The following is a 10577-nucleotide window of genomic DNA, read 5'->3' on the forward strand; positions in this document are numbered from 1 at the left end:
ACCCGGTCGCCCCGCGTTCGGTCCGCTGATCCAAATTCGGGGGACATTGGGGGGCGGAGGAGAGCCGCGAACCCGAAGACGTATGGCAACGACTGCTTTGGGTCATAACGGGCCTACCCTGAACGTGACCGCCAGTGTCCGCGACGCGCGTCTTCCTGCCCTTGGAGCGTATTGGCCGGGCGTAAGGTTTTTGCCGAATGCAGCTGCCCCGCAGTCCTGGACCGGATCGTCGCGCCTGATCGCTCGATCGTCCAGGAGACGCACAGGTGATCGCATCTCGGGGTTCCTCGATCTGGTCAACCTCTTCACCCCTCCGCCAACCGCTCCCGCAACCGCGTCAACCGCCCGGCGCCGGTCTGTTTGACCGCCATGGCGAGCGCCTTGGGCTGGGCGATCAAGACAACCAAGTGCTTGCCGCGGGTCACCGCGGTGTAGAGCAGGTTGCGCTGCAGCAGGGTGTAATGCTGGGTCGCCAGCGGGATGACCACGGCTGGGTACTCCGAGCCCTGGGCCTTGTGCACGCTGGTGGCGTAGGCAAGTGCGAGGGCATCGAGCTCGCCGGTCTCGTAGGCAACGGGGCGCCCGTCGAAGTCGATGGTCAGGAGCCCTTCTTCCAGATCGATCGTGCGGATCCGTCCGATGTCGCCGTTGAAGACCTCCTTGTCGTAGTCGTTCACCAGCTGGATGACCTTGTCGCCCGGGGCGTAGGTCCAGCCGAAGCGCTCGATGCGCGGCTGGGCTTCCGGGTTCAGCGCGGCCTGCAAGGCGACGTTGAGCGCCCGCGCCCCGAGACCGCCGCGGTTCATCGGGGTCAGCACCTGGATGTCGCGCACCGGATCCAGGCCGAAGCGCGCCGGGATGCGCTCGGTCACCACCCGCAGGAGCCGCTCGTGAATCGCCTCCGGGGTGTCGACCCGGATCAGATGAAAGTCGGTGTCCGGACCGTCCGGAGCCGCCGGTTCGGGCAGCTGTCCGGCGTTGATGCGGTGCGCGTTGACGATGATCCGCGAGGCGGCGGCCTGGCGAAAGATCTCGGTCAGACGCAGGGTCGGCAGCGTGCCGGCCGAGATCAGGTCGGCGAGCACCGCGCCGGGCCCGACCGAAGGGAGCTGATCGACATCCCCGACCAGGAGCAGCGCCGCAAAGCTCGGCACGGCACGCAGCAACTGGTTCATCAGCACGATGTCGACCATCGAGGTCTCGTCGACCACCACAAGATCGGCCTCCAGCGGATGCTCGGCATCGCGCTTGAAGCCCATCGCCTGCGGGTCGAATTCGAGCAGCCGGTGGATGGTCTTGGCCTCCCGGCCGGTCGACTCGGAGAGCCGCTTGGCCGCGCGCCCGGTCGGCGCGCAGAGCAAAACCTCCACACCCTTCGCCGCGAGGATCCGCAACAGGCTGTTGACCACCGTGGTCTTGCCCACGCCCGGACCGCCCGTAATGATGGCGACCTTGGCCTCGAGCACCGTTGCGACCGCGGACCGCTGCGAGGCCGAGAGCACCTGTCCGGTGCGTGTCTCCACCCACGGCAGCGCCTTCTCGGCGTCGATCCGAGCCCAGGGCGGCGGATCCTGCGCAAGCCGGCGCAGATGACCGGCGACCCCGCGCTCGGCGCGCTGCAGGGGCGCGAGGAAGAGGGCAGGGCGCTCGGCGATCGTCTCGGCGACCAGGCGTTCCTCGGCCAGCTCGCTGTCGATCGCCGCCGCGATGATCGGGGCGGGGATCTCCAAGAGACGCGTGGCCTGCGTGCTCAGCTCATCCCGCCAAGCGGCGCAGTGGCCTTCGGTGGAGCGCTCCTGGAGCACATGCCGCACCCCCGCCTGCGCCCGGATCGGCGCATCGCGCGCGATCCCGAGGCGCTCCGCGATCGCATCCGCGGTCTTGAAGCCGATGCCCCAGATGTCCAAGGCCAGGCGATAGGGATTCTCGCGGACCTTCTCGACCGCGGCGTCCCCGTAGGTCTTGTAGATGCGCACTGCGCGCGCCGTGCCGACCCCGTGGGACTGCAGAAACACCATGATCTCGCGGATCACCTTCTGCTCGGCCCAGGCCGAGGTCACCCGCTGTTGGCGCTTCGGACCGATCCCCGGCAATGCGAGCAACCGCTCCGGGGTCTCCTCGATGACGGTGAAGACGTCCTCGCCGAAGGCCGCAACCAGGGTGCGGGCGAAGTGCGGTCCGATGCCCTTGACCATCCCCGAGCCGAGATAACGCTCGATCCCCTCCAGGCTGCGCGGCGGGACGATCCGCAAGCTGGTGGCCTTGTACTGCAAACCGTGCTGCCGATCGTTGACCCAATGCCCCTCGGCTTCGAGATGCTCGCCGGGCGAGACGCTGGCGGCGGAGCCGATGAGGGTGACCAGGTCCCGCTGACCGCGCACCTGCACCCGCAGCACGCAGAAGCCGCTCTCGGGGCTGTGGTAGGTGACGCGCTCGACGGCGCCGCTGAGCGGTTCGGTCGGGGTGCCTGTCGACAACGGCGCGGTCACGATGCTGCGGACCTGTTTTGACTGGGGGCGGTGTCGGTGTGTCCCGCACGATGCCGATGGTTTTCTCGATACCGGATCCGGGCCGGATCGGGATACCCTCATTCGACAATGCCGATTGAAGTGGAGGAGGGCGCAGCATAGGCCGAGATCGGCGAATGGCCAAGGACCTGCGCATTCGTTCTGATTTAAACTTGATGGTATGTTAATGGAAAACGCGCCATGTACTTGGCAAAGGGAGAGACAATGTTGCCGGTACCCGTCGTCGGTCAGCTCGCCATCGTCCGCAAGCGACCTTTTGTTGTCACCGAGATCGTCCCCGCCGCGCCCGGCATCGGCGGCGACACCGTCAGGCGCACGAACCTGATTCGACTGTCTTCGGTCGAGGACGACGGTCTCGGCGAGGAGCTTCAGGTCATCTGGGAGCTGGAGCCGGGGACCGCGGTGCACGAGAAATCCACGCTCCCCGATCCCGACACCTTCGATCACCCCAAGCGCCTCCAGGCGTTTCTCGACGCCGTGCGCTGGGGCGCGGTCTCGCAGGCCGACGACAAGGCCCTGCAATCCCCTTTTCGCAGCGGTATCGAGGTGGACGAGTACCAGCTCGATCCGGTCGTGCGCGCCTTATCCATGCCGCGGGTCAACCTGCTGATCGCCGACGACGTCGGGCTCGGCAAGACCATCGAGGCCGGCCTGGTGGTCCAGGAGATGATCCTTCGCCACCGCGTCCGCTCGGTGCTGATCGTCTGCCCGTCCTCGCTGCAAGTGCAGTGGCAAGAGGAGATGCGCGACAAGTTCGGCTTGGAGTTCCGCATCGTCGACAGCGAGAGCATCGGCCAGCTCCGCCGCAAGCGCGGCATCCACGTCAACCCCTGGTCCCACTTTCCGCGCCTGATCACCTCCATCGACTACCTCAAACGCGAGCGCCCCCTGCGCGCCTTCCGCGAGACCCTGCCGGCAGGCGAGCAGTCCGCTTACCCGCGGGCCTATGATCTGCTGATCGTCGACGAGGCCCACAACGTGGCTCCCTCCGGGCGCGGTAAATACGCCACCGACTCGATGCGCACCCTGGCCATTCGCCTGCTGGCCCCGCATTTCGAGCACAAGCTGTTCCTCTCCGCCACGCCGCACAACGGTTACAGCGAGAGCTTTGCCGCCCTGCTGGAGCTGCTCGACAGCCAGCGGTTCGCCCGTGCCGTCACACCCGACCGCAATCAATTGGATGCCGTCATGGTCCGGCGGATGAAGTCGGAGCTGAAACTGCGCTGGGACGGCAGCCGGCGCTTTGCCGAACGGGTCGTCAAACACCTGGAGGTGCCCTACACCGAGGAGGAACGCCAAGCCCACCGCGCCTTGCAGACCTATTCCGCGCTGCGTCTCAAACAGGCCACCTCCGACGGCGAGCGCATGGCCGCCGAGTTCGTCCTCAAGCTGCTCAAGAAGCGCCTCTTCTCCTCGCCCGCCGCCTTCGGGATCACGCTGGAAAAGCACATCGCCAGCGTCGGCCGCCGAGCAGCCGCCAGCACGGCCGCGGTCGCCCGCGACATCGAGGATTTCTCCGACGATTACGCCGACGACGAGGCGTACGAGCTGGAAACCGGCGAGGTTGTCGGTTCCGTCAGTCAGGCCCTCTCGCCGATCTCCGCCGAAGAACAGGCACTGCTGCGACAGCTCAGCGCCTACGCCGCCAAAACCAGTCTGCGCCCCGACAGCAAGGCCCGGACCCTGATCGATTGGCTGAAGCAGACCCTGCGCCCCGGCGGCCAGTGGAACCAAGCGCGCGTCATCATCTTCACCGAGTATCGCGCCACCCAGAACTGGTTGTATGACCTGCTGGCCCGCGAAGGCTTTGCGGAAGAGGGTCGGCTGGAGATGATCTTCGGCGGTATGCCCAACGATCGGCGCGAACCGATCAAGGCCGCCTTCCAGGCCCACCCGAAGGAATCGGCCGTGCGCATCCTGCTCGCCACCGATGCCGCCTCCGAGGGTGTCAATCTGCAGAACCACTGCTCGCGGCTGATCCACTTCGAGATCCCCTGGAATCCCAACCGCATGGAGCAACGCAACGGCCGGGTGGATCGGCACGGCCAGAAGGCCGCCGAGGTGCAGATCCACCACTTCGTCGGCCGCGGCTTCGAGACCGCGCAGATCTCGGACAAGCCCGCGGAGCTGGAAGATGATCTCGAATTCCTGATGCGCGCGGCGCTCAAGGTCGAGACGATTCGCGAGGATCTCGGCAAGGTCGGCCCCGTGATCGCGCGCCAGGTCGAAGAGGCCATGCTCGGCCGTCGTCTCCATCTCGACACCTCGCGGGCCGAGCAGGAGGCCGAGCCGGTGCGCCGCATGCTCAAGTTCGAGCGCAAGCTGCGCGAGCAACTGGAAAAGCTCGCCGCCCAGCTCCACGACACCCAGCACGAGCTGAACCTCACCCCCGAGCACATCGAGAACGTGGTTCGCGTCGGCCTGGACCTGGCCGGTCAACCCGCCCTGATCCCGGCCGAAGTCCCCGGCCTCTGGCCCGACCCCACCGGTCTGCGCAAGACCTGCCCGGTCTTCCGGCTACCGGCGCTCGCCAACAGTTGGGCGCAGTGCGCCGACGGGCTCGCACACCCGCACACCAAGAAGATGCGCCCCATTGTTTTCGACGCCGCACTGGCCACGGGCCGCGACGATGTCGTCCTGGCGCATCTCAACCACCGTCTGGTCCAGATGTGTCTGCGTCTGCTGCGTGCCGAGATTTGGTCTTTGGGAGGGGACGCACGTGCCAAGCGCCTGTCCCGCGTCTCGGCCTGCGTGGTGGACGACTCGGCGCTGACTCACCCCGTGGTCATCGCACACGGGCGTATCATCGTGCTGGGCGGCGACAACCACAGGTTGCACGAGGAGATCATCCATGCCGGCGGCACCCTCATCGAAGGGCGCTTGAGCCGTCTCAACGTGGGTGACACCAAGGCTGCGCTCGCCGCAGCGACCGATATCCCCGCGCCGCCGGCCATCGAGGAACGCTTCCAGTCCCTTTGGCCCAAACACCGCGACGCCCTGCTGGCCGCGCTGGAAGCTCGCCGGGTCGAGCGCACCAAGAACCTGGAAAAGAACCTCGACGATCTGGCCGAGAAGGAAGCGAACAAGCTCAAGGCCGTGATGACCGAGCTGCACCGCGCCATCCAGGCCGAGCTGGACCGCAAGGACGGCCCCCAGCTCCTGCTCGATCTGGGCGGCGACGAGCCCGGCCAGCAGCAGCGCGAGCGCGATCTGGCAGCGCTGCGCCGCCGTCTCAAAGAGATCCCGGACGAGATCCAGCGCGAATCCGACCATATCCGCGCCCGCTTCGCGAACCCCAGTGCACGCCTCTTTCCGGTCGCCGTCACCTGGCTCATCCCGCGCAAGGCGGTATTCGCCATCACCGGAGGTCGGCCATGAGCGTCACCCGCCACCACGCCGAATGGCTGTCTCTGGTTGAAGTCTCCGGCCCCTTCGTCTCCCTGCCGGTGCTGTTGCGCACCTTCCCGCAGGGGCTGGAGCCGCGCGACCCGGTCCAGGCCAAGGCCCTGCGCGCCGCTTACGAAACTTGGCAGGACCACCCGAGCGCCCCCGGCCAGCAACGCGCATGGGTGCTGCACGTCATCACCCAGCTACTCGGCTATCCGGCTGGCCAGCTCGCGGAGGGCCAGACCCTGCCCGCGGGTCTGGAAGCCAACATGCCCGAGTTGGGCGAGACCCTACGTCCGGACTACGCGCTCCTCGGTTCCGCGGGCAGCGACACGGCCGGCCAGGCGCAGCTCCTCATCGCCAGCTACCCCGCCGAACAGGGCCTGGATCGCCCCGTCACCGGCAGGCACTGGAAGGCCACGCCCGCCACCCGGATGATGGAATTGCTCCACGGGGCCAACGTCCCTGTGGGGCTGGTCACCAACGGCGAGCAGTGGATGCTGATCTATGCCCCGCGCGGCGAGACCACCGGCTACGCCTCCTGGTACGCAGCCCTCTGGCTGGACGAGCCCCTGACGCTGCGTGCCTTCCATTCCCTGCTCGGCGTGCGACGCCTGCTCGGGGTTGCCGCGGACAGCACCCTTTCGGCCCTGCTCAAGGCGAGCGCCGAGGATCAGCAGGAGGTCACCGACCAGCTCGGCTATCAGGTGCGCGAGGCGGTCGAGGTGCTGGTGCAGTCCTTCGATGCACTGGACAAAGACAGCGGCCGGACGCTGCTCAAAGGTGTCGACCCCGGCGACCAATACGACGCCGCCCTGACCATCATGATGCGGCTGGTCTTCCTCTTCTCCGCCGAAGAGCGCGGGCTGCTCCATCTGGGCAAGCCGCTGTACGACGACAACTACGCCGTCTCCACCCTGCAGGAACAGTTGCAGGAGGTCGCCGACCGTTCCGGGGAGGAGGTGCTGGAACGCCGCACCGATGCCTGGGTACGGCTGCTCGCCACCTTCCGTGCCGTGCACGGCGGTCTCCAGCACCAGGATCTGCTGATGCCGGCCTATGGCGGTTCGCTGTTCGATCCCGACCGCTACCCTTTCCTCGAAGGACGCGCCGCGGGCACGCGCTGGCACCATACCGCCGCCGACCCGCTGGCGATCAACAACCGCGTCGTGCTGCATCTGCTGAACTCGCTGCAACGGCTGCGCACTCGGGTCGGTGGGGCGGGGCAGGGCGCTTACGAGACCCGTCGCGTCTCCTTCCGGGCGCTCGGCGTGGAGCAGATCGGCCATGTCTACGAGGGTCTGCTCGACCATGCGGCGGTGCGCGCCGCCGAGCCCGTGCTCGGCATCAAGGGCACGCGCAAGAAGGAACCGGAGATCGCGCTGGCCGAGCTGGAGTCCCGGCTGGCCAAGGGCGAAGACAAGCTCATCGACTTTCTCAAGGACGAGACCGGCCGCTCCGTTGCGGCCCTGCGCCGTGAGCTGGGCGAAGGCGGCCTGCTCGACGCCCATCGGCTGCACCTGGCCTGCGATCAGGACGAGACCCTGGTCGCCCGCCTGCAACCCTTCGCCGGCCTGATCCGCGATGACTCCTTCGAGCGCCCGTTCGTGGTGCTGCCCGGCAGCGTTTATGTCACCGCGGGCACCAACCGCCGCAGTACCGGCACCCACTACACCCCGCCCTCGCTGACCGAGCCCATCGTCCAGCACACCCTGGAGCCGTTGGTCTACGAAGGCCCCGCCGAGGGCTGGCCGCGGGAGCAGTGGCGGCTCAAGTCGCCCAAGGAGATCCTGGCGCTCAAGGTCTGCGACATGGCCATGGGCTCCGGTGCCTTCCTGGTGCAAGCCTGCCGCTATCTGGCCGAACGCTTGGTGGAAGCCTGGGAGAACGCGGAACGACAACATCCCGGCCAGATCCTCGTCAGCCCGGACGGCCAGTTCTCCGAGGGCTCTCCGAGCGAGCGCTTGGTCCCGACGGATGCCGCCGAGCGCATCGCCATCGCCCGCCGCGTGGTGGCCGACCGCTGTCTCTATGGGGTGGACATCAACCCGATGGCGGTGGAGATGGCCAAGCTCTCGCTGTGGCTCATCACCATGGACAAGAACCGGCCCTTTACCTTTCTTGATCATGCGTTCAAGTGCGGGGATTCGTTGCTGGGCATCACCTCCCTGGAGCAATTGGAGAACTTTAGTTTACGGCCCGATGGTGGCAGGCAACAAGCTTTCGCCACACTCAACCTGTGGCGGCATATCGAGGAGGCGAAGAAGAAACGCGAGGCGCTAGAGGCGATGGCATCGGATACACCGGAGCAGATTGCGGCTAAGGCGGCGCTGTATGCCGAGTCGGAGGACATTGTAGCCAAGCTCAGCGCTGTGGCGGACGTGCTGATTGCTGTCGAACTGAAAGGTCTTAAGGGCAAGACCTACAACGCCGAACGTGAGGTATCGGCCGATTTCACGATGGCTTGTTGGGCAAAGGGACTTAATCATTTACAGGCTTTTGCGGATCAGTATCGCGCCAACAGACGGTTCTTTCATTGGTCGCTCGTCTTTCCTGAGGTCATTGCACGAGGAGGATTTGATGCTTTCATAGGAAATCCACCATTTCTTGGCAATAAGAAGATATCCGGCACACTTGGTTTGGACTACCGAGGTTATCTGACAACTTTTTCAGCCCGGGAATGTACCGGCTTGGCTGACTTATGCGCCTATTTTTTCTTGAGGGCATTTGATCTTCTGTCCAAGCAGCGTGGACTTTTTGGATTGATTGCAACCAACACAATTGCTCAGGGCGATACTCGGGAAGTTGGACTCGATCAGTTGGTGAACGCGGGTGGCACGACTATACGTGCGATACCATCAGTCGCTTGGCCGGGAACTGCAAATGTTGTTATTGCTGAAGTGTGGATTTCCAAAGGTCCTTGGCGAGGTGATTTGATACTTGATGGCAGAAATGTTCGAGGTATTTCCACGCTATTGAGTGATTCGATAAGCAACCAGAGGATCCCTCATGGGTTGGCCGAATCAGCGCAAAGAGCGTTTGTCGGTAGTTACGTACTTGGCAAGGGCTTCATCCTCGACGACTCTGGAATGAAACAGTTGGTAGATATGGACAAGCGGAATCGAGATGTCATCTACCCTTTCCTAGGCGGTGAAGATTTGAACTCATCGCCTAGTTGCGAAGCTAAGCGATATGTAATCCAGTTCTGGGATTGGCCATTATCTGTTGCAACTGCTCCCAAAGGATATGAGGGGCCAGTTGCTGAAGACTACCCGGACTGTTTGAGAGTTGTAATTGAGAAAGTAAAGCCTGAACGTGACTTAAAAAATAGAAAGGCTTATCGGGAGTATTGGTGGCAGTTTGCTGAGCTTCAGAAGAATGTCTATAAAGCAATAACAAAAAAAGAAAATGTATTGGTTAAAGCCCGGGTAAGCCCGATACATGCATTAACATTTGTAACCGTTAATCAGGTATTTAATGAGAAATTAGTAGTCTATTCAGGAGGGAATATTGAGTTTGCAATATTTCAATCGAGCATCCATGAGGCGTGGGCGATTGAATACTCTTCAACTATGGGTAGTACGGGCCTGAGCTATTCCCCGTCTGCGTGTGTCGCCACATTCCCTTTTCCCGCGAGCACTGAAACAATACATGATGCAGGCGCGAAGTACTATGCGTATAGAAAATCAAACATGTTGCAAAGGAATCAAGGTTTAACTGCAATATATAACGCATTGCACGACCCATTGATCTCCACTGACGATATTTCGGCCTTACGTAGGCTCCATGTTGAATTGGACCGATCTGTATCTGCTGCCTACGGCTGGCAAGACCTTGACCTCTGTCACGGCTTCCACGACACCAAACAGGGCATCCGCTTCACCATTTCCGAGGCTGCTCGCCGCGAAGTCCTCGACCGCCTGCTCGAACTGAACCACCAACGTTACGCCGAAGAGGTCGCCGCCGGGTTGCACGACAAGACCGCCAAGAAGCCGACCGGCGCCAAGCGGGGCCGCAAGGCCAAAGCTGCAGGAGCCGAGCCGGGGACACCCGTCCAGACGGAACTCTTCTGATGGCGGCCGCCCCCTTCGATCGCAACCGCCCCTTCAATGATCTGCCACCCCTGCCTCTCGCGGTGGACCTGGAGACGCCGCGGATTCTGAAGCAGGCCATCGCCGCCCATCGAGTACTGGCGGAGTTGAAGGGTCTTGCGAAGCTGATCCCCAACCAGGCGATGCTGGTCGACGGCCTCGTTCTGCAGGAGGCGCGGCTGTCCTCCGAGATCGAAAACGTCCTGACCACCAACGATGCCCTCTACCGGGCCGCGGCGGACGATCGGCCGGCGACCGATCCGCACACCAACCCCAGGTGTCAGGATAGATGTCGCCTCCCTTTGGGAGGATGTGTGGGAGGATGGGGCATCACCGACCCGGGGCTTTGCGCCCTCCGGGGTCAGCCGTTCAGTCGCCCTACGGGCTCCTTCCCGGCTGACCCCGGAGGGCGCGGCGCAAGCGCCCCGAGGCATGACAAGGCGGCCGACATGACGACCTATTCGAGTGAGCTGAAAGACAGCATCCTGACGAAGCTGCTGGCGCCCAACAACGTCGGCGTGCCGCAGTTGGCCGCGCAAACCGGCATCCCGCGCGACACCCTCTACGGCTG

4 protein-coding genes are annotated in these 10577 nt (G+C 64.1%); 3 read left to right on the forward strand and 1 reads right to left on the reverse strand.

From position 1 onward, the window contains the following. Nucleotides 1–305 precede the first annotated feature (305 nt). Nucleotides 306–2489: an SF1B family DNA helicase RecD2 gene (gene recD2, locus THIMADRAFT_RS22870; protein ID WP_007195512.1), complete on the reverse strand. Its 2184-nt coding sequence runs from the start codon at nucleotides 2487–2489 to the stop codon at nucleotides 306–308. Between the two features lie 243 nt (nucleotides 2490–2732). On the opposite strand from recD2, the gene drmD reads away from it, so the two are divergent. The 3 genes from drmD to THIMADRAFT_RS28130 form a co-directional block, all read left to right on the forward strand. Further along, the gene (drmD, locus tag THIMADRAFT_RS22875) at nucleotides 2733–5906 is read left to right on the forward strand and encodes a DISARM system SNF2-like helicase DrmD (RefSeq protein ID WP_007195513.1); all 3174 of its coding nucleotides are present in this window, start codon (nucleotides 2733–2735) and stop codon (nucleotides 5904–5906) included. Further along, nucleotides 5903–9988, forward strand: coding sequence for an Eco57I restriction-modification methylase domain-containing protein (locus tag THIMADRAFT_RS22880; protein ID WP_007195514.1), 4086 nt, complete (start codon nucleotides 5903–5905; stop codon nucleotides 9986–9988). The genes drmD and THIMADRAFT_RS22880 overlap by 4 nt, the downstream gene beginning before the upstream one ends. Beyond that, the coding region (locus THIMADRAFT_RS28130) for a Fic/DOC family N-terminal domain-containing protein (protein ID WP_007195515.1) at nucleotides 9988–10577 on the forward strand (590 nt) is incomplete at its 3' end. The genes THIMADRAFT_RS22880 and THIMADRAFT_RS28130, both read left to right, overlap by 1 nt.

Source organism: Thiocapsa marina 5811 (assembly GCF_000223985.1).
Taxonomy (GTDB): Bacteria; Pseudomonadota; Gammaproteobacteria; order Chromatiales; family Chromatiaceae; genus Thiocapsa; species Thiocapsa marina.